The organism is Brevibacterium sp. GP-SGM9 (assembly GCF_047300845.1).
Classification (GTDB): Bacteria; Actinomycetota; Actinomycetes; order Actinomycetales; family Brevibacteriaceae; genus Brevibacterium.
In genome coordinates this window covers 1,512,535-1,537,559 of record NZ_CP178563.1, presented here as the reverse complement: position 1 = coordinate 1,537,559, position 25,025 = coordinate 1,512,535, and the positions used below count along the sequence as shown (strand labels likewise).

Sequence of the window (25,025 nt, the reverse complement as noted above, 5' to 3'; positions counted from 1 at the left end):
GATCTGGTGTTGCTCGGCTCATCTGGTGTGATGTCCGACAAGGGGGCTGACGGACTGCTCCTCCTCGTGGTCGGGTCCCAGCGGGATGCCGGAGCGATCCTTGAGGCACAGGGTCGCGACCAGAGCGATCAGCGTCATCAGCGCCAGATAGGCGGCCACCGAGGTGGTCGTGCCGGTCGCGGACACGAGCGCCTTCGCGATGGTCGGGGCGAAGGCCCCGCCGAGGATCGATCCGATCGCATACGAGACCGAGACTCCGGAGAAGCGCACGCTGGAGGGGAAGAGCTCGGCGTACATCGCCGGCTGCTGGCCGTAGGTGAAGCCGAGGCCGACGCTGAGGACGACCAGTGCGGTGAAGAGCAGCCAGATGCTGCCGGTGTTGACCAGCGGGAAGAGGGAGAAGATGCCGATGAGCAGCAGGGCCCACCCGAGCAGATAGGTGTTCTTCCGGCCGATCCTGTCCGAGACTGCTCCAGCGACGATCGTGAAGATCAGCCAGGAGACCGCCGAGGCGGACACCGCCCAGAGGACGGGGCCGCGGTCGAGTCCGATCGGTCCGGTGGGGTCGGTGGCATAGTTCTGGATGTAGCCGCCGGTGGTCATGTAGCCGGCGGCGTTGTTGCCGACGAAGACGAGGGAGGCGAGGATGACGAGCAGCCAGTGGTTCCGGAACAGCTTGCCCAGCGGATTGCTGACCTGCTCCTTGCGCTCGGCGATCTCATGGAAGACGGGCGATTCCTCGACTCCGCGACGGATCCAGTAGCCGACCGCGACGAGGAGGATCGAGAGGAAGAACGGCACGCGCCAGCCCCATTCGAGGAAGGCATCGCCCGGTGCGATCGCGGTCATCAGGGCGAGGACGCCTGAGGACAGGATGAGTCCGATGGACACGCCGATCTGCGGGTAGGACCCGCGCAGTCCGCGGCGTCTCGGTTCGGCGTGCTCGACGGCGAGGAGGACTGCGCCTCCCCATTCGCCGCCGGCCGAGATGCCCTGGATGATGCGCAGGACGATGAGGAGGATCGGGGCGGCGATGCCGATCGAATCGAAGGTCGGCAGGAAGCCGATCAGCGCTGTGGCGGCGCCCATCGCGATGAGGGTGATGATGAGGATGACGCGGCGCCCGAGTTTGTCCCCGAAATGTCCGGCGAGGAACGCTCCCAGAGGGCGGAACAGGAAGCTGATGCCGACCGTGGCGAAGGCGACCATGGTCGACATCGTCGGTCCCAGTGGGCCGAAGAACAGCTGGTTGAAGATCAGTCCGGAGGCTGCCGCGTAGAGGAAGTAGTCGTACCACTCGATGCTGGTCCCCACGACGGTTGCGAAGGCCACTCGGCCCTGGGTGTGCGGTCTGCTCATCATGACTCCTCTGTCGCAATTCGGCGTGTGTCCGAGTCCTGCCGTCACCGTCAACTCGGCTCCGAGGATGTGACGCGGACTACTTGTCCTCCGGAACCGTATCATATACGATCTGAGTGAAGTTCAACCGAAATGAGGTGTGAGATCGATGTCGACTCCAGCTGGTGCTCCGGCCCGACCGGGCAAAGTCATCGCAGTCCATGTGGCGTACGAATCCCGTTCCGCCCAGCGCGGCAAGCGGCCCGACCAGCCGTCCTACTTCCTCAAGGCCGCCAGCTCCATCGCCGGCACAGGGGAGACCATCGAACGTCCCGCCGGCACCTCGCTGCTCGCCTTCGAAGGTGAGATCGCCGTCGTCATCGGCACCCTCGCACACCGCGTGAGCATGGAGGACGCCTGGAACCACGTCGAGGGCGTGACCGCATCCAACGACTTCGGTCTCTACGACATGAAGACGCCCGACAAGGGTTCGAACCTGCGGTCGAAGAGCCGCGACGGCTACACCCCGCTGGGGCCGAACATCATCCCCGCCGCCGAGGCGGACCCGCAGTCCCTGCGCATCCGCACCTGGGTCAACGGCGAGGTCAAGCAGGACGACGGTACGTCAGCCGAGCAGCTGATCTTCCCCTTGACCCAGATCGTCGCCGATCTCAGCCAGCACATGACCCTCGAACCCGGAGATGTCATCCTCACCGGAACCCCGGCGGGCTCGAGCGTCGTCGCCCCCGGGGACACTGTCGAGGTCAAGGTCACGGCCACCTCGGCGAGCGGTTCCGAACTCAGTTCGGGACGACTCGTCACCACTGTGATCGAAGGCCCGGGCGACTTCGACGAAACTCTCGGCAGCACCCCCGCCGTGAACGAGGCTCTGGCCATCGACGCCTGGGGATCGCGTGAGGAAGCGGGCCTGCCGCCGGAAGCCGAGACCGACGCGAGCGCATCACTGAGCGAGGAGCTGCGTGCCAAACTCACCGCAGCCCCGACCGCGGGCCTGTCCGCGCAGCTGCGCTCCCGGGGGCTGAACAACGTCGTCATCGAGGGAGTCGCACCTCTGAAACCCGGCAGCAAGATCGTCGGCACCGCGAAGACCCTGCGATTCGTACCCAACCGCGAGGATCTGTTCACATCCCACGGCGGCGGCTACAACGCCCAGAAGCGGGCCTTCGATTCGATCTCGAACGGTGAGGTCATCGTCATCGAAGCCCGCGGCGAGGCCGGATCGGGAACCCTCGGCGATGTGCTGGCCCTGCGAGCCAAGGCCCTGGGCGCGACCGGAGTCATCACCGACGGGGGAGTCCGCGACTCCGCCGAGGTGGCCGAGATCCTCCCCGTGTTCGCGACCTCCCGCAACCCCGCCGTGCTCGGGCGCAAGCACGTGCCCTGGGAGTCCGAAGTGGCCGTGGCCTGCGGAAACGCCACCGTTCTGCCCGGCGATGTGATCGTCGGCGACGACGACGGAGTCATCGTCATCCCCCGCGACCTCGTCGAGGACGTCGTCGACGCCGCATTGGCCAAGGAGACCGAGGACGGCTGGGTCGCCGAGCAGGTCGCGGCCGGCAACCCCATCGAGAACCTGTTCCCACCCAAAGGCGCATGGAAAGAGAAGTTCGAGGCATGGAAGGCCACTCAGTGAAGACCGCAGACGGGGAGACCTCCGAGGCCGAGCTCTCGGCAGAATCCGGTTCGCTGAGCAAGGCGGAGACGGCCTACCGTTGGATCCGCCGACGCATCGCCGAGCAGACCTTCGAGCCCGGGCACAAACTGGTCCTCGCCCAGATCGCGCTCGAACTCGACACCTCCGTCGTCCCGGTTCGCGAGGCGATCCGGCGTCTCGAGGCCGACGGGCTCGTCACCTTCGAACGCAATGTCGGAGCCCGGGTGGCCATGGTCGATCAGAGCTCCTATGCCCAATCCATGGAGGCCGTTGCGATTCTCGAAGGAGCCGCAACCGCCCAGGCGCTGGAGTTCCTCACCGAGGATGACCTCGCCGAGGCCGAAGCGATCAATGAGCGCATGCGCAGCCTCCTCGACGACTTCGACCCCACCGAATTCACTCGACTCAACCACGAGTTCCACGCAGCCCTGTTCCGCCGCTGCCCCAACGAGCGACTGCACTCCCTGGTCGCCGTGGAATGGGACCGGCTGGCTCATCTGCGGAACTCGACGTTCTCCTTCGTGCCCGAACGGGCACTGGGCTCGGTCGACGAGCACGCCCGCATCGTCGCCCTGATCCGGGCCCGCGCCTCGGCGGACGAGATCGAACGGGTGGTGCGCGGCCATCGGTCCGCGACCCTGCACAGCTACCAGGAAGCCCAAGCCAAGACCACAGAGAGAGAAGAGGACAAGTCATGACTGACACCACCGCTGCTCCCACCGGAATTCCGGAGAAGATCCGCCACTACATAGGCGGCGAATTCGTCGACTCCATCGACGGCGATGAATTCGACGTCATCAACCCCGTGGACAACCGGCCCTATATCAAGGCCGCCTCGGGAAAGAAGGCCGACATCGACGCGGCGGTCGCCTCGGCGAAGCAGGCCTTCGACGAAGGCCCCTGGCCGAGGATGCTGCCACGTGAGCGCGCCCGCGTGCTGAATAAGATCGCCGATATCGCCGAATCCCGGAATCAGGAGCTCGCGGAGATGGAGTCCTTCGATTCCGGTCTGCCGATCACCCAGGCCCGGGGGCAGGCCGCCCGCGCCGCGGAGAACTTCCGGTTCTTCGCCGACCTCATCGTCGCCCAGGTCGACGATGCGTTCAAGGTTCCCGGCCGCCAGGCCAACTACGTCAACCGCAAGCCGATCGGCGTGGCCGGACTCATCACCCCCTGGAACACCCCGTTCATGCTCGAGTCCTGGAAGCTCGCTCCGGCGATCGCGACCGGCAACACCGTGGTCCTCAAACCCGCCGAGTTCACCCCGCTCTCGGCTTCCCTGTGGCCGGGAATCTTCGAGGAGGCCGGACTGCCCACGGGCGTGTTCAACATGGTCAACGGCTTCGGCGAGGAGGGCTTCGCCGGGGATTCGCTGGTCAAACATCCCGACGTTCCGCTCATCTCCTTCACCGGCGAATCGAGCACCGGTCAGACGATCTTCGCGAACGCCGCTCCCTGGCTCAAAGGCCTGTCGATGGAGCTCGGCGGCAAATCCCCGGCCGTCGTCTTCGCCGATGCCGATCTCGACGCGGCGATCAACGCCACGATCTTCGGCGTCTTCTCCCTCAACGGGGAACGATGCACCGCGGGTTCGCGCATCCTCGTCGAAGAATCCGTCTATGACGAATTCGTCGAACGCTACGCCGCCCAGGCCAAGCGCGTGAAGGTCGGTCTGCCCTCGGATCCCGACACCGAGGTGGCCGCGCTGGTCCACCCCGAGCACTTCGAGAAGGTCATGTCCTACGTCGAGATCGGCAAGGAGGAGGCTCGCCTCGTCGCCGGAGGCGGACGTCCCGAGGGATTCGAGACCGGCAACTTCGTCGCTCCGACCGTCTTCGCCGATGTCGCCCCCGACGCCCGGATCTTCCAGGAGGAGATCTTCGGTCCCGTCGTCGCGATCACCCCGTTCAAGTCCGATGCGGAAGCGCTGCAGCTGGCGAATGACACCAAGTACGGCCTCGCCGCCTACATCTGGACCTCCGACCTCAAACGCGCACACAACTTCTCGCAGGCCGTGGAATCCGGAATGGTGTGGCTGAACTCGAACAACGTCCGCGATCTGCGGACCCCCTTCGGCGGCGTCAAGGCCTCGGGCCTCGGCCACGAAGGCGGCTACCGGTCGATCGACTTCTACACGGAACAGCAGTCCGTGCACATCAACCTCGGCGAGGTCCACAATCCCGTCTTCGGGAAGCAGTGAAAGGTTTCCACCCATGTCCCAGCCAATTCCCACCCCCACCGTCCCGGCACCGGACGTTCTGCGCTGCGCCTATATGGAGCTCGTCGTCACGGACCTGAAGAAGTCGCGTGACTTCTACGTCGATGTGCTCGACCTGCAGGTCACCGAGGAGGACGAGTCCACCGTTTACCTGCGGTCGATGGAGGAGTTCATCCACCACAATGTGGTGCTGCGTCAGGGGCCCGTGGCCGCGGCGGCGGCGTTCGCCTACCGGGTGCGCACTCCCGAGGACGTCGACCGTGCGGAAGCCTACTACCGCGAGCTCGGCTGCCCGGTCGTGCGGAAGAAGGACGGGTTCGTGCGCGGCATCGGCGACTCGGTGCGCGTCCAGGATCCGCTCGGCTTCCCCTACGAGTTCTTCTACGAGGTCGAGCACGTCGAACGTCTCGCCTGGCGCTACGACCTCTACTCGCCGGGCGCACTTGTGCGTCTCGATCACTTCAACCAGGTCACCCCTGACGTGCCGAAGGCCGTGGACTACATGGAGAACCTCGGCTTCCGCGTCACCGAGGACATCCAAGATGCCGAAGGCACCGTCTACGCCGCCTGGATGCGCCGTAAACCGACCGTCCACGATACGGCGATGACCGGCGGGGACGGTCCGCGCATGCACCACGTCGCCTTCGCCACGCACGAGAAGCACAACATCCTCGCCATCTGCGACAAGCTCGGCGCACTGCGTCTCTCGGACACGATCGAACGCGGGCCCGGACGGCACGGCGTCTCGAACGCCTTCTACCTCTACCTGCGCGACCCCGACGGCCACCGGATCGAGGTCTACACCCAGGACTACTACACGGGCGACCCGGACAACCCGCGCGTAACCTGGGACGTCCACGACAATCAGCGTCGTGACTGGTGGGGCAACCCGGTCGTGCCCTCCTGGTACACCGACGCCTCCACCGTCCTCGACCTCGACGGCAACCCGGTGCCGATCGTCACCCGCACCGACACCTCCGAAATGGATGTCACGATCGGCGCCGACGGGTTCTCCTACACCCGGCGCGAGGATGCCTCCAGCCGGTTCGGCGAGCACTCGGGTGCCGACGACGGCGAAGACGAGTTCAAGCTGGGTCACCAGCTCTGAGGAGGAGCAGACATGCTCGATGAGACAACGATCGCAGCGATCGCCGACGATCTGGCGACCGCGGAGAAGAACCGGTCGAAGATCGGCCTGCTCACCGCGAAGTACCCCGAGATGACCGTCGAGGACTCCTACGCCGTGCAGAACGAATGGCGCCGGCGAGGTGAGGCGGCCGGCCGCCGACTCTTCGGACACAAGATCGGCCTGACCTCGAAGCCGATGCAGCAGGCCACCGGCATCACCGAACCCGACTACGGGACGATCTTCGCCGACCAGGTCTACGACACCGGTTCGGTCATCGACCACTCCCGGTATTCGGGTGTTCGGGTCGAGGTCGAGCTCGCCTTTGTGCTCAAGGACGAGCTGCGCGGACCGGACGTCAGCCTCTTCGACGTCCTCCGGGCCACGGAATACGTGGTGCCCGCGCTTGAGGTGCTGTCTTCACGGATCGAAATGGAGGGCCGGACCATCGTCGATACGATCTCGGACAATGCGGCGCTAGGGGCGATGGTCCTCGGCGGTCGTCCCGTGGCCGTGGATGCTCTCGACCTGCGCCGGGTCGGGGCGCTGCTCTACCGCAATGAGTCCGTCGAGGACTCGGGGCTGGCCGCCGCCGTGCTCGACCATCCGGCCCGCGGCATCGTCTGGCTGGCGAACAAACTCGCCGAACACGGCGATGTGCTGCATGCAGGGGAGACCGTCCTGGCCGGATCGTTCACCCGACCCATGTGGGTGAGCCCGGGAGACACCGTCCACGCCGACTACGGAGAGTTGGGAGTCATCACATGCCGTTTCGAGTAGACCTGCCGCAGACCTTCACCCGACGAGTCGCCGAGTTGGATGCGGGGGAGTACCTGACCGGAATGTGGGTGTGTTCCGGATCGCCCGTGGCCGCGGAGATCGCCGCATCCTCGGGGATGCAATGGGTTCTCATCGACGCCGAGCACTCGCCGATCGGTCTCGAGACCACGACGGGCCTGCTCCGAGCGATGAATGGCTACCCGGCGACTCCCGTGGTGCGGGTGCCGGTCAATGATCAGGTGCTCATCAAGCAGCACCTCGACCTCGGTGCGCAGAATCTGCTCGTGCCGATGGTCGACACGAAAGCCGACGCCGAGGCGGCCGTGCGTGCCGTGCGCTACCCACCGCGGGGTGTGCGCGGGGTCGGATCGGCTCTGGCCAGGGCTTCGCGGTGGAACGCCGTGGAGAACTATCTCGGTCGGGCCGAGGAGTTCGTGTCCCTGACAGTGCAGATCGAGTCGGCAATTGCTGTCGAGAACGCCGCGGAGATCGCTGCGGTCGACGGGATCGATGCCGTGTTCGTCGGTCCCTCGGACCTGGCCGCCTCGATGGGCCTGCTCGGTCAGCAGACCCATCCGGACGTCACCGAGGCGGTGCTGGCCACCTTCGAGGCGGTCAGGGCCGCCGGCAAGCCCGTCGGCGTCAACGCCTTCGACCCTGAACAGGCACGGAAGTACCTCGATGCTGGAGCCTCGTTCGTCCTCGTCGGCGCCGATGTCGGACTGATGATGAACGGGGCCCGGGCGTGGGCGCAGACCTGGGTGCACGACTGAGGATCACTCTTCGCCGCGGCGTCGACCGGTGATCAGCAGGACCGTGGTGCCGAGACCGACGAGGACGATGCCGGCTCCGATGAGCATCCCGTTGCCGGTGGCGCCGGTCCGCGGCAGTTCGGCCGGGGGAGCGGGAGCCTCAGGCGCCTCGGCTACGGGTTCGACCGGCGGGGTCTCGGGCTGTTCCGGAGGGGCGGGCGGGGCACTGGGCTGCTCCGGAGGGGCCGGCGGTGTGCTCGGTTCCTCGGGCGGTGCACTCGGCTCTTCGGGTGGTGCCGGCGGCGTGCTCGGCTTCTCCTCCGGCGGACGATGCACGGTCTCGGAGGGGATGCCCCACTCGCTCGTCCAGGCCGTGTGCACCTCGCTTTCGGCGATCGAGGTCACGTAGGTGACCCAGCCGACCGGCATCTCCACCGGTTCGGTGGCGATCTCCGCGGTGCCTTCCTGGTCAGCGACGACGGTGACGTCCTGGCTCGACAGTTCCTCACCCGCGGGCTCCGCGGACTGCTTCGGCTCCTCCTCGACGTGGTAGGCGGTCACGGTGACCACGGCTTCGGAACCTGGCCGCAGGCCCGTCACTCGCACCTCGTCGTGGGTGGTGCTGCCTTCGTAGACCGCCTCGGTGTCGGCACTCGGCGTCCACGGGGTGAATCCGGTCTCCCGGGGCTGGCCGTGGATGCCTTTCCACTCCTTCGTCGCCTTGTCTCCGGCGATGGTCTCCGTGAAGTACATCCATCCGCGGAAGTCATCGGGCACGGTGATCGCCTCGGAGGTGTGCGTGCCGTTGCCGATGTTCTTCGAGGTCACCGAGCCGATGACGCGGGCGTCGTCGTTCTTCTTGCCCAGCTCGGGTTTCGACGCGGTCTGCCACAGCTCGTGTTCGACGGTGACTTTGTGGTCGCCGATGAGACCGGAGACCGTGAACTCATCGGTCACCGAATCCCCGGGCTGAGGCTTCTGGTTCGAGATCTCGGTGGTCACCCGCGGCTGTGAGGTCATGTCCAGCGAAACCTTCGCCTCGAGAGTGTCGGGTTTGTCCGGAGTGATCACCCGTTGGACCCGTTTCGACGTGTTCGGCTTGTAGAGGAGCACCGACTCCGGTGCCACCTGCGCGGAGGCCTTCACACTGACCGTTCCCGGTTCCGTGAGCTTGAGCCTCTTCACCGTGGCCTTCGTTCCGGTGGTCAGGGACTTCGGGGCATCCTCGACCCCGCTGATCTTCAGACCGATCGGGACGTCGGGGACTCGGGCACCGGAGGCGCTGGTGAGAGTCACCGTCATTGTCACCTCCCCGGTGCGGGGAATGCGCAATGTCGAATCGTCATCGGATCCGGGGTCCTCGACCTTCACGAAGTCACCATCACCGGGGCCAGGAGAAGGATCGGGCACCGGGGCGGACTTCTGCGCCTGGTCATAGGGTTCGAGCACGGGCAGGTCGAGCACCGGTTCGAGGGTGACATCGAGAGAATAGGGCCCGGCGAACTTCTTCGCCTCGGCTGAGATCCGGGAGTACTCCTTCGCCGCTCCGGCGAACTTCTTGCCGAGTTCGCTCGGCTTCTCCGCGGGAACGGTGTGATCGTGGGGGACCTTCTTGTCGAGCCTGGCCAGCGCGCTCAGCGCAGCTTGGACGTCATCGGACTTCGACCCGGAGTGGGTGTGCAGCGCCCACGCGGTCTCCGGACTTGTGACCGTCGTCGGTTTCGCGTCGGTGAAGTACTTCGGCAGCGGCGACTGCTTGCCCGCATCGATGCAGTATGCGGGCCGGTCCTTGAACGTCCGGTAGGCGCCGTACCAGGTCTTGCCTTCCTTGGCATGGTGCCAGATTCCCGGACCGTACGTGTCCGAGGACTTGAGCATCGGGACCTCGCCGAGTGCCGCCGGCGGGCCCGCGGCCATGGCCGGGCCGAGACCGATGAGCGAGGCCAGAGCCACGACGATGAGGAGGAGGGCTGAGCGGAGCGCGATTCGTCTGTGAGTAGTCATGGCACGATTCCACGCTGGGCCGGGTAAGTCTGACCAGGGTCGAAAATGTGCCTGTGAATTCACCTGTCGTCGTCCACAGGAAATCGCACGCGAGTCGGAATGCAGCGCGTCGGAGCTGGGGAGCGAAGTCGGCGCGTGGTCCTCGATGAAAGCCGAGGTGAGAGCGGTGCGAGCGCGGTCGGTTTTGGACCCGGGTTTCGACGATCCAAATCTGCCCGCCGAGGTGGCCGCTGAGTCGGCGGGTTGTCCACAGGGAATCGAGCGCGAGTGAGGTTTCGAAAGTACTCAACTGTTGCTGGACAGATACATCATTCTGCGCGGGATGTCAGCGTTCGACCGTAAACTTGGCACTGCGGTCATTCCCCACAAAGAAGGACGATAGCTCTATGTCGGCACAGAACGGTCCTGGCTCGCAGGGTCCGAACAACCCCGGACCCCACCGCGCGCAGCCTCCGCAAGTCGCGGACCCGAGGCAGCCCAACGGCCAGCAGTCGGGAGTACCGCAGCCCGGACCGCAGCAGGTCCCGCCTCAGCAGGTCCCGCCTCAGGGGCCACCGCAGCAGTCGGGAATGCCGTCCCAGCAGCCGCCGATGCAGCGACCGCCCCGGCAGGGAATGCCCCAGCAGCAGCCGATGCCGCCTCAGCAGCCGAGCAATGACCGGTTCCGTCCGCGGCCGCAACAGGGCCCCGGTCCGGGAACACAGCAGCCCCAGCGCCCGATCCCTCAGCCGGGGACGGCTGCGCAGAACCACCTCGGCGGGGGAATGGGGAACGGCCCCGGACAACCTCCGATGCAGGGCCAGCCGATGCAGGGCCAGCCGATGCCCGGCGGACCGCAGATGTATGGTCAACCGCAGGTGCCCGCCCAGCCGCAGTTGTACGCCCCGCCGATGCAGCCGCGCGTGTACGAACAGCCGCGCTTCGCTCCCACGGTCACCCAGGAGATGCGGATCCGCGCCGGCGTCCAGGCTCCCCAGCAGATGGTCACCGAGACGCCGTGGACCGGGGCTGTGCGCCAGTCTCGGCCGGTCGAGGAAGCTCCGGATTCGACCGGCAACATCATCCGCCTCGTCCTTGCCATCGTCGTGCTCGTCGCCCTGGTCGGCGGGCTTCTGCTCCTCGCCCTGATCGGCGGGATCGCCTTCGGCGTGCGACTCTTCGCCCTGATCGGACTCTCCGCGATCCCACTGATCGGAATCATCGCCTACGTCCTCTGGCTCGACCGGTGGAAACCCCAGCCGAAGCTCCTGCTCGGCATCTGTCTGCTCTGGGGCGCCGTCGCCGCGGTCATCCTCACCCTGTTCGTCTCATTGGTCGGTGAGGTCGCGCTCTATATGATCGGAGTCGGCGGGATGCCCAGTACGGTCGGCGCCGTCATCCAAGCCCCGATCGTCGAGGAGACGACGAAGACCGTCCTCCTCGTCGTCATCGTCCTCGCCGCCAGACGGCACTTCGAAGGCCCCCTCGACGGGCTCGTCTACGGGGCGCTCATCGGTGCCGGCTTCGCTTTTACAGAGAACGTCCTCTATCTCGCACAGGCATGGGACAGCGGACAGCTGGGAGGACTGTTCCTGACCTTCGCAATGCGCTGCATCGGTTCACCTCTCCTGCACACCACATTCTCCACCTGTGCCGGTGTGACGATCGGTCTCGCCGCTCGCAAATGGCCGTGGTGGGCCGTCGTCCTCATGTGGTTCCCGGGACTGATCGTCGGCATGATTCTGCACGGAGTCTGGAACGGCACGATGACCGGACTCGGTCAGATCCATCCGTTTGCCCAGATCGCGGGCCTCATCGTACTCAGCTTCATCCTCACCGGCTGTTGGGTCACGCTCGGCCTGATTCTGCGCCGCAGCGAGCGGCTGCACACCCTGAACATGCTCGGCGACTATGCGAACACCGGATGGCTCACCCATGCCGAGGTCGACATGCTCGGCACCTGGAAGGGCCGGAAGTTCGGCCGACAGTGGGCGGATTCCTTCCCCGGCGGCAAAGAGGAGATGCGCACGATGATCCGGACCTCGGGTGAGCTCTCGACCACGCGCATGCGGCTGCTCGCCGGCCTCGGCGGAGAGACTGAACGCGCGCTCGAGCGCTTCCAGCTGAAGAAGTTCTCCTCCGCCCGCGATCGTCTGCTCGCCGCCTCGAGACGAACGGCCGGATAGCCGCCACCATGCTCGTCGACATCGTCATCGTCCTCGTCGGAATCGCGGCGCTCTTCACCGGGTTCCGGCAGGGATTCATCACCGGCCTCGGCACCGCCGCGGGCTTCGTCGTCGGATGGATCCTGGGACGGCTGCTCTCTCCGCTGGTCGAATCCCTGAGCGAGGGCACCTCCGCGATGGACAACCCCGGAGTGGTGATGCTGCTGGCGTCGATGCCGCTGGTCCTCAGCGTGCTCTTCGCCTTCGCCGGCAGCGGCATCGGCGCATGGATCAAGAAGTCGATGGACTCCGAGCTCGGGCAGGGCATCGACGCGATCGGCGGAACCGTCACCGGGGGAATCGTCTGCGTCCTCGTCATCTGGCTGGCCGCCGGATTCATCCGCACCACGCCCTGGGTCGAACCGAACCGGTGGGTCGCCGACTCGACGATCATCGCCGCCGTCGACCGGACGATCCCGTATTCCTCGCAGCTCGCCCTCGGCGATATCTCCCAGGGACTCAAGGCGACGGGGTTCCCGCAGGTGTTCTCCGGTCAGACGGAGCAGATCCGGGGAGTCGGCGAGCCCGATTCGGCGATGGTCGATGTCGGCCGCAAGGTCGAGGATTCGGTCGTCAAGATCACGACCACGGCCACCACCTGCTCTGCCGGATCCGAGGGGTCGGGCTTCGTCTACCGCGACGGCCTCGTGGCCACGAACGCCCATGTGGTGGCCGGGTCCACCGAACTCGCCGTGCAGGTCGGAGGCAAGGGCAGGCCCTACTCCGCCGAGGTGGTCGAATTCGACGAGCAGGCCGACGTGGCCGTGCTGCGAGTTCCCGAGCTCAGCGCCCCCGCCCTGGACTTCGGTGATGGGCTGGCCACCGGCGACGACTCCGTGGTCGTCGGATTCCCCGCCAACGGCCCCTACACGATCTCACCCTCGCGAGTGCGGGACAAGATCGATGCCCGCGGGCTCGACATCTATGACGAGAATTCTGTAGTGCGTGAGGTCTACTCGCTGCGCGGAATCGTTCGGGAAGGCAATTCGGGCGGCCCGCTCATCGATGCGAACGGCGATGTCGTCGGCATGGTCTTCGCGCGTTCGGCCACCGACGGCGAGACCGGCTATGCGCTCACCCGCGCCGAGATCGCCGATGAGCTGGAAGCCGGAGCGAACACCAACACCCCGCAGCCGACGGGTCAGTGCACGAGCTGAGACGCGAGCACGCGCTGAGACGCGTGCACGAACTGAAGACTACTTCAGGTCGAGGCCGGCGATGACGGCGCGGTGGTCGCTCGATCCGCGGTTGAGCACCTCGTCGGAGGTGGCGTCGAAGCCGCGGTAGAGGATGTGGTCGAGTCGGGTGACCGGGAATCGTGCCGGCCAGGTGTAGCCGAAGCCTCCGTGGGCTTCTTGCCGCGAGTCCTCGAGCGGGGGCACCAGGGCGGACATGTTGGAATCGGTCGACGCGGTGTTGAAGTCACCGGCGACGATGACGTGGTCGGCTTCGTCGGTGGAGACCTCCGTGGCCAGGCGGCGGATCGCCGCATTGCGCATCGCCTCATGCCCGGGGCGCACCGAGGGCATGTGCACGGCATAGAACCGGATGTCGCCGTGGTCGGTTGAGATGGTGGCGGCGAAGGCACGTGGCCACTGCAGCCCCAGGTCGACCTCCTCGGCGTTCGAGATCGGCCACTTCGACCAGACGCCGATCGTATCGACGACCTGCGAATGCTCGAAGGAGCTGTCGAGCTCCTTGTGGATGATCTTTCCCGACAGGGACTCGAGCTCTTGGATCGTGACGATGTCCGGGTCCGCGGCCACGAGGTTCTTCGCCGCGGCGGTGGGCTCGGGCATGCGGGCGCCGACATTGTGGGTGGCGACCGTGAGGTCCGGATCGGATTCGTCGCTCGAGGGCAGCAGCGCGCCGCCGAACATCGCGGCCCAGACGACCGTGGGGACGAGGAAGCCGATGAGCGAGAGGATCGAGAACCGGAAGAGGAGCATGAGCAGCACGAGAGCGAGGAAGACTCCGGTCCACGGCAGGATCGACTCAACGAGGAGTGCGATGCCCATTCTGTTGGGCAGCAGGTCGTGGAGCAGGAGGAACGCCGCATAGAGGATCCCGAAGATCAGTGCGGTGATTCCCTTCGCGGGACTGTGCGCTCGTCGGGCGCGCGGATATGCCTGGTTCATCGATTAAGAATCTTAACCGTGAAGTCTGGCTCCGGGCTGGGTGAGGTCTGCGATGCGCCTCACACCTCGGATTCGCCGAGGCGGTCCGGCTCAGCGATGGGCGGTGGCGCTCCACACGGTGACGTCCGGGTGGGTGTCGTAGCGGTAGCCCGATCCCCTCATCGTGCGCACCACCGAAGCGTATTCGCCGAGGCGGCGGCGCAGACGTCGGATGTGCACGTCGACGGTCCGCTCATCGGGGACTTCGCCTCCGGACCAGACGGCGTCGATGAGGTCCTCACGCGGCAGGGTGGTGTCGGCGTGGGAGACGAGGGTGGCGAGCAGGTCAAACTCCTTCGTCGTCACATCGACGAGCTCGCCGTCGATGCGGACCTCGCGACGAGGGATGTCGATGCGCAGGCGTTCGGTCGCAGTTCCCTGGAAGCTCTCACCCAGACGGGAGCCGAAGGCCCCAGTGGGCCCGTCGCCGGCGCGCTGAGCGCCGGCCGCTTCGCCCTCTTCGCGGAGTGCAGGAGGGTGGATGCGGTTGGGAATGCGCGAACGCACAGGGCCGTGTGTTCCTGCCGGTGTTCCGGTGGCGGCGGGGGAGCCGGTGGCGACGGCACGGACGGCATCGATGTCGCTGCCGCGGCCTTCGGGGGCCAGGGCGATGACGGCCTGGGTCTCGGCCTGACTGGCGAGTTCCTTCGCATAGGCCTGGAGTTCCCCGGCGATCGCCGAGAGATTGGTGCCGTCGGCGGCGGCCTTGGACTCATCGAGTCCGATGTAGACGATGATGCCGCGGGCGGCCTTCGGTGAGGGGACCACACCGGCGGGACCGTAGGTGTGCGGGGGATTCTGCGGATCGACTGCGCTCAAGCGAGCTCCTGCGCGACGGACGGCGACTGCACTGCGGGGGTGAACGTACGCGGGTTCTGGGTTCGACATGACTGTCCTTTGCTCCGACCTTCGAGGCCGATGTGACTGGAAGAGTCCGCTGCGGAATGGGCGTGTACTCGTTCGAGGCCGAACAGCGGGAGGGCGATCACCGGCCACGAACGCAGGGCATACACATCTGTGCCATGCGCATTCGCAGCGAGTGAGTCGAAGAAGTCATGGCTTCATTATTCGTCACACAAAAGTCGAACTGCAATGATGGACGCGAAAATGAGACGACTGTGACGAAATATGACGTCACACGCCGAGGTGCCGCGTCCCTGGTGAGGCTCTGGTCGGTGAGCCTCTAGTCCACGATCCCGTACATGCGGTCCCCGGCATCGCCGAGGCCCGGAACGATGTAGCCCTTCTCATTGAGCTTCTCATCGAGGGCGGCGGTGTAGATCTCGACGTCGGCCGAGTCTCCGTAGTCGGCCTCGATGCGCTGGACGCCCTCGGGGGCGGAGACGAGGCAGACGGCGGTGACGTCGCGGGCACCGCGCGCGAGCAGGAAGTCGATGGCCATAGCCAGGGTGCCGCCCGTGGCCAGCATCGGATCGACGACGAAGATCTGACGACCGCGCAGATCATCGGGCAGGCGATCGGCATAGGCGCTGGGCTCGAACGTCTCCTCATCGCGGACCATGCCGAGGAAGCCCACCTCGGCGGTGGGGAGGATGCGCAGCATCCCGTCGAGCATGCCCAGGCCGGCGCGCAGGATCGGGACGACGATCGGGCGGGGTTCGGCCAGCGTGGTGCCGGTGAACGTCGAGACCGGGGTCGTGACCTCCTTGTCCTCGACGGCGACCGAGCGTGTGGCCTCATAGGCCAAGAGCATCACGAGCTCTTCGGTGAGCTGGCGGAAGCGGGCGGAGTCGGTGTCGCGATCGCGCAGGACGCTGAGTTTGTGGGCGATGAGCGGGTGATCGGCTACGTGAAGTCGCATACCCAAATGGTACGGGAGAAGTTTCCGACTTCGCGTGTCCAACTGTGGTCAACGACCGGGGGAGAGTTCACAATGGAGGCATGTCGTACTTCACTGAGATCCTTGCCGAATCCGCCGACGGCTTCCGTGCCCTCGATGTCGACGTCCGGGACGCCTCCGGCCTCGACAGCCTCGTCGACATGATGCGCTCGTCTGGCTCCGAGGACGGGGAGGCCGTGGCCGTGATCGAACACGAGGACGAGTGGTTCGGCCTCGTCCGACTGTGCGCCGACAATGAGGTCAAGGTCTTCCTTTCCGACCTCAGGGCGGTCGAGCTCAGTCCCTTCGCCGATATCTTCTCCGACTTCCTCGACTCCCAGCCCGATGCCTACGAGTCCGAACCCGAGGAGGAATTCGGGATCGACGAGGACGAGGACGGCCAGGACGATGACGAGGAGGATGACGACGAGGTCGAGATGCTCGAATTCGATCCCGACGCCGAATGGGGCGGTGATGCCGATATCTACGCCGACCGCGGGGTCACTGCCGCAACCCTCATCGACCAGGTCGAGTCCTACCGCTCCGACCCGGCGCGCGTCGTCGCCCATGTCGGTGAAGCCGTCGGCTTCGCCGATCAGCTCGAGGCGGCCCGCTGAACGAGCAGACCTGGATGGACCTCGCCCTCGCCGAGGCGGTCCTGGCCCCCGCGCATGACGACGTTCCCGTCGGAGCCGTGGTCCTCGATGCCGCGGGGCGGGTGATCGGGCGCGGTCACAATCGCCGTGAGGTCGATCGGGATCCCGTCGGCCATGCCGAGCTCATCGCGCTGCGGTCCGCCGCCGAGGCGCTCGGCCGTTGGCGGCTCGAGGACGCGACCCTCGTGGTCACCCTTGAGCCCTGTGCGATGTGCGCCGGGGCCATCGTCGGAGCCCGGGTCGCCCGGGTCGTCTATGGGGCCTTCGATGAGAAGGCCGGGGCGGCCGGTTCGGTCTGGGATCTGCTGCGCGACCGCGCGGCCCTCCACCACCCGGAGGTCGTCTCCGGGGTGCGCGCGGATGACTGCCGTGCGCTGCTGGGCGAGTTCTTCGCGGCCAAGCGCGGCTAGCCGGATCGCTCGGAGGAGACGCTCCTCGAGCAGTCCCCGTCGAAGACCGAGTCGATCGCGGCCTCGAGCGGGGCCGGGTCCGGTGTCATCCCGAGAGCGGAGCGGACCATGATCCCGTGGCAGAGAGCGAGAATCGCTCGTGCGGAGGCGGCGGCATCGCGATCGGGCGCGACCTCCCCGCATTCCTTTCCGTTGGTGACTGCGGTCTCCACCTGGTGGACGAGTTCGGCTTCGCGGTCTCGCGCTGTCGTAGTGAGCTGCGGGTTTCGCGCCGCCATGCCGAGGAACTCCTGACGGAGGCGGCACTCGGCCTCTCGTTCCGCGTCGAGGGGGAGGAGCTGGGCGAGGCCTGCGGCGATCATGTTACGGATCGGCAGTCTCGCATGTTCCCTCTGCTCGACCAGGGCTTCGACTCGTGCGCCGATTCGGTCGAGGCAGGCCTCGTAGGAGGATCGCAGAAGTGCGTCCTTGGAGTCGAAGTAGTGCTGGACGAGTCCGACCGAGACCTGCGCGGTGGAGGCCACGCGGGCGATCGTGACGGCACCGAGTCCGGACTCCGTGGCGGTGCGCAGGACGGCGTCGACGATCTGCTCGCGTCGCTGGGCGTGGTCTGAGGTTCGTGGCACGGCATTACCGTATCAGCATATGGTTTAATAACCGTATGGATATACGGGAATCTTCGAGCGCGCTCCGTCGAATCCTCACTGCGGTCCTGGCGGTCGTAGCTGCCGGCCAGCTGTGGGCGGCGCCGGCGGTTGCCGAGCTGCGCAACGGCGAACCCGGGGCTCAGGCAGCCTGTGACCGGATCGAAGGGGATCTGGCGGAGGCGATAGATGAGGCGGGGGTGCCGGGGGCGACCGTCGCCGTGGTGACGCCCGAGTCTGTGGATGTGCGCGCGGTCGGTGAGGATGCCGCGGGAGAGGCACTCGAGCCCGATGCCGCGATGCTCTGGGGGTCCGTGTCGAAGCCGATAGCCGCGACGGTGGTGATGAGGCTGGTCGAGGAGGGCCGCCTCGCACTCGATGATCCGGTGTCGGAGTATCTGCAGGAGATGCCGACGACGGACCCCAGATTCCGGTCGATCACCATTCGGCAGCTTCTCAATCACACGAGCGGATTGCCCTTCGGCGCCGAATTCCTCGACGTCGACGCTCCCGGAAGACGTGCGAGTGACGTCATCGCGGCGATGGAGGATCTTGAGCTCGTCGGTGATCCGGGCGGTGCGTATTCGTACAGCAGTGTGGGGTTCGTCTTCGTCCAAGCCGTCATCGAGGAGGTGGAAGGCGAAGGTCTGGCCGAAGTGGAGTCGAGGCTCTTCCCCGGTGTGGGAGAACTCGACGACGTGAGTCCGGGGGCGCGGTTCGTGGGGAACCGAGCGCTGTCGTGGCGGACTCCGCGCGATGGCGCCGGTCTGGGCTACGGCTATCAGGGCGGGTCGGTCGGGGCTTTGGCCGGCTTCGTCCAGGACTCCTTCGGGGAGCGGGGCGCCGGCGAGATCGACGAGATGATCGAAGAGCCCGTCGATTCCAGCGGGGGAGGATCGATGGGACTCGGGTGGCGGGTGCGAGCTGACGGAGTCGTCTGGCACACCGGCACGGTTCCCGGCTATTTCAGCGCCGTCCATATCGATCGTGAGCGGCAGGTCGCAGTGGTGGTGACGATGAATGCCTCGGGACTTCTGCCTGAGGAACAGCTTCTCGGCATAACCGAGGACCTGTTCGAGGAGGTCCGAGGGAACGAGGGCGACGGCGGGGGCTTCGGGGGCTCGCCGGTGGGGCTGCTGATCCTCCTCGGTGTCGCGGCGGTCGTGCTCGTGGTGGTCGGGCTCGGCATTCGGCTACGAGGAGGTCGAGTCCGTGCAGCATTCTGGCTGGCGGGGTCGCTCGTCGTCGGGCTCTGTGGGTGGTGGCTGCTCCCGGCCCTGCTCGAGGTTCCCGCCCGCTACCTCTGGCTGTGGGTCCCGGAGGTGGCGATCGCTTTCACTCTCATTCCGATCGCCTTGTTCGGCGTCGGCGTCTGGTCGGCATTTCGGTCCAGAGAAAGGGGTCGGCCACGGGCTCGAACCGGGCGTGGGCAGCAGCGGAGGGGAGCGGTCGGGAGTGGCTCAGCTCACCCCTGAGCGATTTGGCCGCCGAGTGCGCCAGACTGTACAGTTGTCGGCGGTGGCGTGTCCGAGCGGCCGAAGGTGCAACACTCGAAATGTTGTGTACGGTAACCCCGTACCGTGGGTTCAAATCCCACCGCCACCGCCATGTGATGTCTCACGTCATCGTTCACTCGATGGCGTGGGACATTTCTTATTTCTGACCCGGTCATGTCTCACGACATCGTGCACATTTTCGGGGTCATGTCTCACGTCATCGTTCACACCATGTCTCGCGTCATCGTTCACTTCTTCCTCTGGTAGTCCTTGCTCGCGTCGAGTGTGTGTTCAGCGATGATTTCTCCGTCGTCTCGATTGATGACCATCGTCTCGGACCCGTGCACGAGCAGAAGCACTCGCTTCCTCGACCATGCCCGGCCGATCCCTAGGTGGCGCAATCGGCCCGCGTAGCGGATGCTGATCGTGCCGGTGGCATCGACCTGGTCGTATCTGACTCGCCAGATGTGGCCGGTGGCCTCGAGGACGGGGAAGGCTTTGTCCGTGGCCATGTACACCTCGTGTGGGGTGCGGCGTCCGATGGCTCGGTGGGGTCGTTGAGTGTTGTAGATGACTGCGAACCTCGCCAGCTGGGCGTTGAGCTCGGCGATGGTCGGCACGAAGCCGTCGGCGCTGAGCCATCGCTTGAGTGTCTGGTGGTAGTGCTCGATCTTGCCCTGGGTCGTGGGGTGGTTCGCGGCCCCGTTCTTCTGCACGATCCCCAGATCGGCGAGGAGCTGTTCGAACCCGTTGGGTTGTTTCGGGGTTCCGTCGTGGCCGCGGGCGAAGCGCGTGGTGTAGACCATGCCGTTATCGGTCAGCGTTGATGCTGGTGGCCTGTAGATGTCCATCGTGTGGATGAATGTGTCGATGACTGTCTGTCCGGTGACGGGGGTATGTGTGGTCGCGTGGAGGAGTGCGCGGGAGTGGTCATCGAGCCAGGAGAGGATCTGGGTGTCGGTGCCATCGGTCAGGGGCCAGTGGGTGAAGTCGGATTGCCAGCATTCGTTGGGGGCGGCTGCTTCGAAGCGGTGCCAGGAGGTGCGGGGGCGTTTCTGGGGTTGATCGACGATGGTGTTGTGGCGGCGGAGGATTCTCCAGATCGTTGAGGTGCTGGGACGGGGTTCGGGGAGGCGGTCCCAGATCGATTCGGGGCCGGCGTCGAGTCCCTGGGTGGTGAGTGTGTCGCGGAGTTTCAGGATTCTGGTAATCGTGTCGTCGTCGGTGGAGTTGGGGTTGGTGTGGGGGCGGCGTGTTTGCGGGTCGACGGCGTTGATGCCTCCGGTGCGGTAGCGGGCGAGGAGGGTGTAGACCCATCGTTTCGAGATGCCGAAGCGTTCGGCTGCTTCGGGGGCTGTGAGTGTGCCTTCGGTGATGGAGAGGATGATGACTCGGTTTCTGTTTGTGTCCTTCATGAGTGAACGATGTCGTGAGACATGTGGTGAAGGATGTCGCGACACAGGTTGTGCATGATGTCGTGACACATCGAGTGATCGATGTCGTGAGACAGGGGTGAACGATGTCCTGAAACCAGACACCACCGCCACCGCCAGCGAAAAAGCCCCGGAATCCTTGATGAATCAAGGGTTCCGGGGCATTCTCCATCGTCCGGATGCTCACGACATCGTTCCGGTCAGGGAAGCGCTCGATCAACGCGAATCGCGAAAATGTCGCCTTTGCTCGGTGCTCAGTACTGTCGATCAACACTTAGCTCGAAAACAACGTCGCACGAGACGATGTTTTCGAGCTTCGCGTGGACTGACGCCGGACGGCTTCTACTGGAGTTCCGCGGGAGGCGAAAGAGCGACCGAGGGACAATGAGCCCAGCCGCCGGACGTCAGCAGCGGCGGTCAGTCCGCCTCAGCGCCGCTGCCGCTTCCGCTTCCGCTTCCGCTGCTGCCGACGGAGCCTGAGGCCGCGGCGTCATCGACGATGCGGATCGGGCGCAGGCGGGCCCACACGAGGAAGACGAGCGCCGCGACGACCAAGCCGATCCCCGTCCACAGGTTCGCATCGATGCCTCCGGTCCGCTCCGCCTCGTCGGGGGACAGGCCGATGATGCCGGCGATGGTCAGGATGATGCCGAAGATGCCCAGCAGCACCCCGATGACATTGCGGATGTCGAAGGCGCCGGCGGTCTTGGTGAGTTCGTTGCTTCTGCTCATTGTTCTCGGTTGCTCCTTCAGCTGAAGACCACGTTGAGGATGATGACCATGATCAGCGCCACGCCGGCCACCGGGGCCGGGCGCTTCCAGATCGGGGGCTTCGGTTCGTTTGGATCATCGAAGTCGGTTTTCGGCGTCTCCGAGTACACGAGGCCGCGCAGCTCGGCGGCCGGCTTCGGCGTGGTCATGAAGGTGACGATGACCGAGAGCACGATGTCGACGACGAAGGCGGTGCTGGCGGCGAGGAACGCCGCGCCCTGGCCCGGCAGGTCGAGGACTCCGGTCTCGGCGAGGATGAAGACGATGACCGCGGACAGGGTTCCGCCGACGAGGCCGACCCAACCGGCGGTCGCGGACATCCGCTTCCAGAACATGCCGAGGATGAAGGTCGCGAACAGCGGCGCGTTGAAGAAACCGAACAGCGTCTGCAGGTAGTCCATGAGGTTGGAGAAGTTCCCGGCGATGAGCGCGGTGAAGATTGCGACGATGCAGGCGCCGACCGTGGCGAAGCGGCCGACCTTGAGGTAGTAGTCGTCCGGGCGGTCCTTGACCACGTACTGCTGCCACAGGTCGTAGCTGAAGACGGTGTTGAACGCGGAGATGTTGGCGGCCATGCCCGCCATGAAGGCCGCGAGCAGACCGGCGATCGCGATGCCGAGGAGACCGTTGGGCAGGACTTCGCGCATGAGCAGAAGGAGGGCGTCGTTGTAGTTCACGCCCGTCTGAGCCTGCGCGGCCGCCTCGCCGGCGGTGCTCGAGATCTGCTTGAACTCGGAGAGCTGGGTGACCAGCACGGCGGCGATCATGCCGGGAATGACGACGATGAAGGGGATGAACATCTTCGGGAAGGCGCCGATGATCGGGGTCAGGCGGGCGGCGTTGATGCTCTTCGAGGCCATCGCTCGCTGCACCTCGACGAAGTTCGTCGTCCAGTAGCCAAAGGAGAGCACGAAGCCGAGGCCGAAGACGATGCCGACGACGGAGAGCACGGGGTTGTCGAATCCGGAGAGCTGCTGACCGGGCCAGCTGTTGAGCTGCTCTGCACCGAGCATCCCGTCCCCGCTGACCCGCTCGACGAGTCCGTCCCAGCCGCCCACGCGGTGGAGGCCGATGAGCGTCAGTGGCAGCAGTGCGGCGACGATGACGAAGAACTGGAGGACCTCGTTGTAGATCGCGGCGCTCAGACCGCCGAGGGTGATGTAGGACAGGACGATCGCCGCGGCCACGATGAGTGCCACCCACAGTGGCCAGCCGAGCAGCCGGTTGACGATCGTGCCGAGCAGGAACAGGTTGACGCCGGCGATGAGGATCTGCGCGATGGCGAAGGACAGGGCGTTGACCAGGTGGGCCCCTGTGCCGAAGCGCTTGCGCATGAATTCCGGGACGGATCTGACCTTCGACCCGTAGTAGAAGGGCATCATCACCACGCCGAGGAAGAGCATCGCCGGGATCGCACCGATCCAGAAGTAGTGCATCGTCGGCATGCCGTACTGGGCGCCAGTGGCCGACATGCCCATGATCTCGACGGCGCCGAGGTTGGCCGAGACGAAGGCGAGACCGGTGACCCAGGCGGGAAGGCTCCGTCCGGACAGCAGGAATTCGATGCTCGACGAGATCCCGCGTTTGGCGAACCAGCCGATGCCGAGGACGAAGGCGAAGTAGATCGCGATCAGCAGATAATCGACCCACTGGGCGTCCAGGCGGATGTCTTCCACGGGTAACTCCAACTTCTTCGGTGAATGGTCCTTCGGTGGTGTCGTGCACCACAGTCGGACACTCTAGATGACTGTGTGAATGATAGCTAGTGAACGAACATGAAAAGTTTTGATCGATTGTGATGTTTGACACGTTCGCAAGGAGCGGCGAAACTGTGCTGATGAAATCAGAAACCTTTTTCCGTATAGCGAAATCATCCCCGTGTGGGAGGATTGCGCTGCGGAGATCGGTCGAATTTCATTGCGCAGGTTCAAGGCGCGGGGTCGGAACGACGATGTTCCCGACCGATCAAATCGAACAACCTGAGGTGGTCCATGAAAATGGCTGACAACAATCAACAGCGGGAGAAGAGTCCCGCCTCGGAGGAGACGGGCGGCCACGGCGTGTTCGACCGGTTCTTCGAGATCACTCGTCGCGGCTCGACGATCAAACAGGAGATCCGCGGCGGCCTCGTGGCCTTCGTGGCGATGGCCTACATCGTCGTGCTCAATCCGCTCATCCTCGGAGGCTCGCAGGACGTCGTCGGCGGCGCCCTCGACTTCGCCCAGCTGACGGCGGTCACCGGCCTCGTCGCCGGTACCATCACGATCCTCTTCGGCGTCGTCGCCCGACTGCCCTTCGGCCTCGCCGCCGGACTCGGCATGAACAGCTTCCTCGCCGTCGCCGTCGTCCAGGAAGTCACCTGGGCCGAGGCGATGGGCCTCGTGGTGATCAACGGCATCATCATCGTCGTGCTCGGCGCCACCGGCATCCGCACGGCTATCTTCCACGCGGTTCCGCACGCGCTGAAGATCGCGATCACGGTCGGCATCGGCCTGTTCATCGCATTCATCGGATTCGTCAACTCCGGATTCGTCACCCGCACCCCGTCCGGCCCGCCCGTCCAGCTGGGCCAGGACGGCTCGATCGCCTCCCTGCCGACGGTGATCTTCCTCTTCGCGCTCATCCTCATCGGTGTGCTCGTGTCCCGGAAGGTCCCCGGCGCCATCCTCATCGGCATCATCGTGGCTACGATCGCCGCGATCATCGTGCAGGCCATCACGAAGCTCGGCACGGTCGGCGACCCGGTCAGCCCGGATCCGAAGGGCTGGAACCTCTCGGCTCCCGAGATCCCCAGCCAGCTCGTGGCCGTGCCCGACTTCTCGCTCATCGGCGCCTTCGACCTCGTCGGCTCCTTCGAGCGCATCGGCGTCCTGGCCGCGACGATGCTCGTGTTCACCCTCGTGTTCACGAACTTCTTCGACGCGATGGGTGCGATGACCGGCCTGGCCCGCAACGCGGGTCTGCAGACCTCCGACGGAATGTTCCCCCGCATCCGCGGCGCCTTCATCGTCGAAGGCCTGGGGGCCGTGGCCGGCGGTGGCGCCTCGGCGTCGTCGAACACGGTCTTCGTCGACTCCGCAGCGGGCATCGCGGAGGGTGCGAGAACGGGGCTGGCGGCCATCGTCACCGGCATCCTGTTCCTGCTCTCGATGTTCTTCGCCCCGCTCATCGCCGTCATTCCGATGGAGGCCGGTGCCGCCGCCCTCGTGGTCGTCGGCGCGATGATGGTCGCCGAGATCCGCGAGATCGATCTCAGCGACTTCCGCACCTCCCTGCCGGTGTTCCTGACGATGGTGACGATGCCGCTGACCTACTCGATCGCCAACGGCATCGGCGTCGGATTCATCACCTGGACGCTCATCCACTCGATGAGCCGCCGAGGCAAGGACGTCCACTGGCTGCTGTGGGTCGTCTCGGCCGGATTCATCCTCTACTTCGTTCGCGGACCGATTTCGGCTATCTTGGGAGCATGACGAATATGTCTGAGATCACAGCCTGGGG

General features: G+C 65.7%; 21 protein-coding genes and 1 tRNA gene. 13 read left to right on the top strand and 9 right to left on the bottom strand.

Annotated elements, in window-relative coordinates; genetic code table 11:
* Positions 1–18: 18 nt before the first annotated feature.
* Positions 19–1,359 carry an MFS transporter gene (locus ACH82I_RS07070; protein ID WP_230747835.1) on the bottom strand — a complete coding sequence of 447 codons (1,341 nt, stop codon included), beginning with the start codon at positions 1,357–1,359 and terminating at the stop codon, positions 19–21.
* A gap of 148 nt (positions 1,360–1,507) precedes the next feature.
* Between ACH82I_RS07070 and ACH82I_RS07065 the strand changes: the two genes are divergently transcribed.
* From ACH82I_RS07065 to ACH82I_RS07040, 6 genes are read left to right on the top strand one after another with little or no spacing between them, the layout of a single operon-like run.
* Complete coding sequence (locus tag ACH82I_RS07065; protein ID WP_413336457.1) at positions 1,508–2,992, top strand: fumarylacetoacetate hydrolase family protein; 1,485 nt, start codon at positions 1,508–1,510, stop codon at positions 2,990–2,992.
* Positions 2,989–3,711 (top strand): GntR family transcriptional regulator, encoded by a 723-nt coding sequence (locus tag ACH82I_RS07060; RefSeq protein ID WP_413336456.1) that lies wholly within the window; start codon positions 2,989–2,991, stop codon positions 3,709–3,711. Before ACH82I_RS07065 ends, ACH82I_RS07060 begins: the two co-directional genes overlap by 4 nt.
* Entirely contained in the window at positions 3,708–5,213 is a 1,506-nt protein-coding gene (gene hpaE / locus ACH82I_RS07055; RefSeq protein ID WP_413336455.1) for a 5-carboxymethyl-2-hydroxymuconate semialdehyde dehydrogenase, read from the top strand. The genes ACH82I_RS07060 and hpaE overlap by 4 nt, the downstream gene beginning before the upstream one ends.
* 13 nt (positions 5,214–5,226) lie before the next feature.
* A complete protein-coding gene (gene hpaD / locus ACH82I_RS07050; RefSeq protein ID WP_413336454.1) occupies positions 5,227–6,339 on the top strand; it encodes a 3,4-dihydroxyphenylacetate 2,3-dioxygenase in 1,113 nt (370 codons plus the stop codon).
* 12 nt (positions 6,340–6,351) lie between these two features.
* Positions 6,352–7,137, top strand: a complete 786-nt coding sequence (locus tag ACH82I_RS07045) for a fumarylacetoacetate hydrolase family protein (RefSeq protein WP_413336453.1) — start codon at positions 6,352–6,354, stop codon at positions 7,135–7,137.
* The gene (locus ACH82I_RS07040; RefSeq protein WP_413336452.1) at positions 7,122–7,910 is read left to right on the top strand and encodes an HpcH/HpaI aldolase family protein; all 789 of its coding nucleotides are present in this window, start codon (positions 7,122–7,124) and stop codon (positions 7,908–7,910) included. Before ACH82I_RS07045 ends, ACH82I_RS07040 begins: the two co-directional genes overlap by 16 nt.
* 3 nt (positions 7,911–7,913) lie before the next feature.
* Here the strand turns inward: ACH82I_RS07040 and ACH82I_RS07035 are convergent, their stop codons facing one another.
* A complete protein-coding gene (locus tag ACH82I_RS07035) occupies positions 7,914–9,893 on the bottom strand; it encodes an LPXTG cell wall anchor domain-containing protein (RefSeq protein ID WP_413336451.1) in 1,980 nt (659 codons plus the stop codon).
* A gap of 386 nt (positions 9,894–10,279) precedes the next feature.
* Between ACH82I_RS07035 and ACH82I_RS07030 the strand changes: the two genes are divergently transcribed.
* A complete protein-coding gene (locus ACH82I_RS07030) occupies positions 10,280–12,058 on the top strand; it encodes a PrsW family glutamic-type intramembrane protease (protein WP_413336450.1) in 1,779 nt (592 codons plus the stop codon).
* An 8-nt stretch (positions 12,059–12,066) separates the two neighbouring features.
* A complete protein-coding gene (locus ACH82I_RS07025; RefSeq protein WP_413336449.1) occupies positions 12,067–13,254 on the top strand; it encodes a MarP family serine protease in 1,188 nt (395 codons plus the stop codon).
* A gap of 39 nt (positions 13,255–13,293) precedes the next feature.
* On the opposite strand, the gene ACH82I_RS07020 is transcribed toward ACH82I_RS07025, so the two are convergent.
* The 3 genes from ACH82I_RS07020 to upp form a co-directional block, all read right to left on the bottom strand.
* Positions 13,294–14,235 carry an endonuclease/exonuclease/phosphatase family protein gene (locus tag ACH82I_RS07020; protein WP_413336448.1) on the bottom strand — a complete coding sequence of 314 codons (942 nt, stop codon included), beginning with the start codon at positions 14,233–14,235 and terminating at the stop codon, positions 13,294–13,296.
* 90 nt (positions 14,236–14,325) lie between these two features.
* Positions 14,326–15,093, bottom strand: a complete 768-nt coding sequence (locus ACH82I_RS07015) for a winged helix-turn-helix domain-containing protein (RefSeq protein WP_413336447.1) — start codon at positions 15,091–15,093, stop codon at positions 14,326–14,328.
* Between the two features lie 364 nt (positions 15,094–15,457).
* Positions 15,458–16,096 (bottom strand): uracil phosphoribosyltransferase, encoded by a 639-nt coding sequence (upp, locus tag ACH82I_RS07010; protein ID WP_413336446.1) that lies wholly within the window; start codon positions 16,094–16,096, stop codon positions 15,458–15,460.
* A gap of 80 nt (positions 16,097–16,176) precedes the next feature.
* Here upp and ACH82I_RS07005 point away from each other — a divergent pair, with 80 nt between their 5' ends.
* Both ACH82I_RS07005 and ACH82I_RS07000 read left to right on the top strand, forming a co-directional pair.
* A complete protein-coding gene (locus tag ACH82I_RS07005; RefSeq protein WP_413336445.1) occupies positions 16,177–16,731 on the top strand; it encodes a tRNA adenosine deaminase-associated protein in 555 nt (184 codons plus the stop codon).
* Positions 16,732–16,745: 14 nt separating this feature from the next.
* Positions 16,746–17,180 carry a nucleoside deaminase gene (locus ACH82I_RS07000; RefSeq protein ID WP_413336444.1) on the top strand — a complete coding sequence of 145 codons (435 nt, stop codon included), beginning with the start codon at positions 16,746–16,748 and terminating at the stop codon, positions 17,178–17,180.
* Here the strand turns inward: ACH82I_RS07000 and ACH82I_RS06995 are convergent.
* Entirely contained in the window at positions 17,177–17,806 is a 630-nt protein-coding gene (locus tag ACH82I_RS06995) for a TetR/AcrR family transcriptional regulator (protein WP_413336443.1), read from the bottom strand. The genes ACH82I_RS07000 and ACH82I_RS06995 overlap by 4 nt on opposite strands.
* Here ACH82I_RS06995 and ACH82I_RS06990 point away from each other — a divergent pair.
* The gene (locus ACH82I_RS06990) at positions 17,800–19,299 is read left to right on the top strand and encodes a serine hydrolase domain-containing protein (RefSeq protein WP_413336442.1); all 1,500 of its coding nucleotides are present in this window, start codon (positions 17,800–17,802) and stop codon (positions 19,297–19,299) included. The two genes, ACH82I_RS06995 and ACH82I_RS06990, sit on opposite strands and share 7 nt — an antisense overlap.
* A 42-nt stretch (positions 19,300–19,341) precedes the next feature.
* Positions 19,342–19,432 (top strand) — tRNA-Ser (locus ACH82I_RS06985).
* 136 nt (positions 19,433–19,568) lie between these two features.
* On the opposite strand, the gene ACH82I_RS06980 is transcribed toward ACH82I_RS06985, so the two are convergent.
* The 3 genes from ACH82I_RS06980 to ACH82I_RS06970 all read right to left on the bottom strand — a co-directional run bounded on the left by ACH82I_RS06980 (position 19,569) and on the right by ACH82I_RS06970 (position 23,200).
* Positions 19,569–20,735, bottom strand: coding sequence for an integrase core domain-containing protein (locus ACH82I_RS06980; protein WP_413336441.1), 1,167 nt, complete (start codon positions 20,733–20,735; stop codon positions 19,569–19,571).
* 435 nt (positions 20,736–21,170) lie between these two features.
* Positions 21,171–21,485 (bottom strand): hypothetical protein, encoded by a 315-nt coding sequence (locus ACH82I_RS06975; protein WP_413336440.1) that lies wholly within the window; start codon positions 21,483–21,485, stop codon positions 21,171–21,173.
* Positions 21,486–21,502: 17 nt separating this feature from the next.
* A complete protein-coding gene (locus tag ACH82I_RS06970) occupies positions 21,503–23,200 on the bottom strand; it encodes a sodium:solute symporter family protein (RefSeq protein ID WP_413336439.1) in 1,698 nt (565 codons plus the stop codon).
* A 321-nt stretch (positions 23,201–23,521) separates the two neighbouring features.
* Between ACH82I_RS06970 and ACH82I_RS06965 the strand changes: the two genes are divergently transcribed.
* Positions 23,522–24,997 carry an NCS2 family permease gene (locus tag ACH82I_RS06965; RefSeq protein ID WP_413336438.1) on the top strand — a complete coding sequence of 492 codons (1,476 nt, stop codon included), beginning with the start codon at positions 23,522–23,524 and terminating at the stop codon, positions 24,995–24,997.
* The last annotated feature ends 28 nt before the right edge of the window (positions 24,998–25,025 follow it).

What these genes read in the sequence shown, in the direction of transcription:
- ACH82I_RS07070 (WP_230747835.1), bottom strand. Translation starts at nt 1,359, where the DNA reads ATGAGCAGACCGCACACCCAGGGCCGAGTGGCCTTCGCAACCGTCGTG.
- ACH82I_RS07065 (WP_413336457.1), top strand. Translation starts at nt 1,508, where the DNA reads ATGTCGACTCCAGCTGGTGCTCCGGCCCGACCGGGCAAAGTCATCGCA.
- hpaE (WP_413336455.1), top strand. Translation starts at nt 3,708, where the DNA reads ATGACTGACACCACCGCTGCTCCCACCGGAATTCCGGAGAAGATCCGC.
- hpaD (WP_413336454.1), top strand. Translation starts at nt 5,227, where the DNA reads ATGTCCCAGCCAATTCCCACCCCCACCGTCCCGGCACCGGACGTTCTG.
- ACH82I_RS07045 (WP_413336453.1), top strand. Translation starts at nt 6,352, where the DNA reads ATGCTCGATGAGACAACGATCGCAGCGATCGCCGACGATCTGGCGACC.
- ACH82I_RS07040 (WP_413336452.1), top strand. Translation starts at nt 7,122, where the DNA reads ATGCCGTTTCGAGTAGACCTGCCGCAGACCTTCACCCGACGAGTCGCC.
- ACH82I_RS07035 (WP_413336451.1), bottom strand. Translation starts at nt 9,893, where the DNA reads ATGACTACTCACAGACGAATCGCGCTCCGCTCAGCCCTCCTCCTCATC.
- ACH82I_RS07030 (WP_413336450.1), top strand. Translation starts at nt 10,280, where the DNA reads ATGTCGGCACAGAACGGTCCTGGCTCGCAGGGTCCGAACAACCCCGGA.
- ACH82I_RS07025 (WP_413336449.1), top strand. Translation starts at nt 12,067, where the DNA reads ATGCTCGTCGACATCGTCATCGTCCTCGTCGGAATCGCGGCGCTCTTC.
- ACH82I_RS07020 (WP_413336448.1), bottom strand. Translation starts at nt 14,235, where the DNA reads ATGAACCAGGCATATCCGCGCGCCCGACGAGCGCACAGTCCCGCGAAG.
- upp (WP_413336446.1), bottom strand. Translation starts at nt 16,096, where the DNA reads ATGCGACTTCACGTAGCCGATCACCCGCTCATCGCCCACAAACTCAGC.
- ACH82I_RS07005 (WP_413336445.1), top strand. Translation starts at nt 16,177, where the DNA reads ATGTCGTACTTCACTGAGATCCTTGCCGAATCCGCCGACGGCTTCCGT.
- ACH82I_RS07000 (WP_413336444.1), top strand. Translation starts at nt 16,746, where the DNA reads ATGGACCTCGCCCTCGCCGAGGCGGTCCTGGCCCCCGCGCATGACGAC.
- ACH82I_RS06980 (WP_413336441.1), bottom strand. Translation starts at nt 20,735, where the DNA reads ATGAAGGACACAAACAGAAACCGAGTCATCATCCTCTCCATCACCGAA.
- ACH82I_RS06975 (WP_413336440.1), bottom strand. Translation starts at nt 21,485, where the DNA reads ATGAGCAGAAGCAACGAACTCACCAAGACCGCCGGCGCCTTCGACATC.
- ACH82I_RS06965 (WP_413336438.1), top strand. Translation starts at nt 23,522, where the DNA reads ATGGCTGACAACAATCAACAGCGGGAGAAGAGTCCCGCCTCGGAGGAG.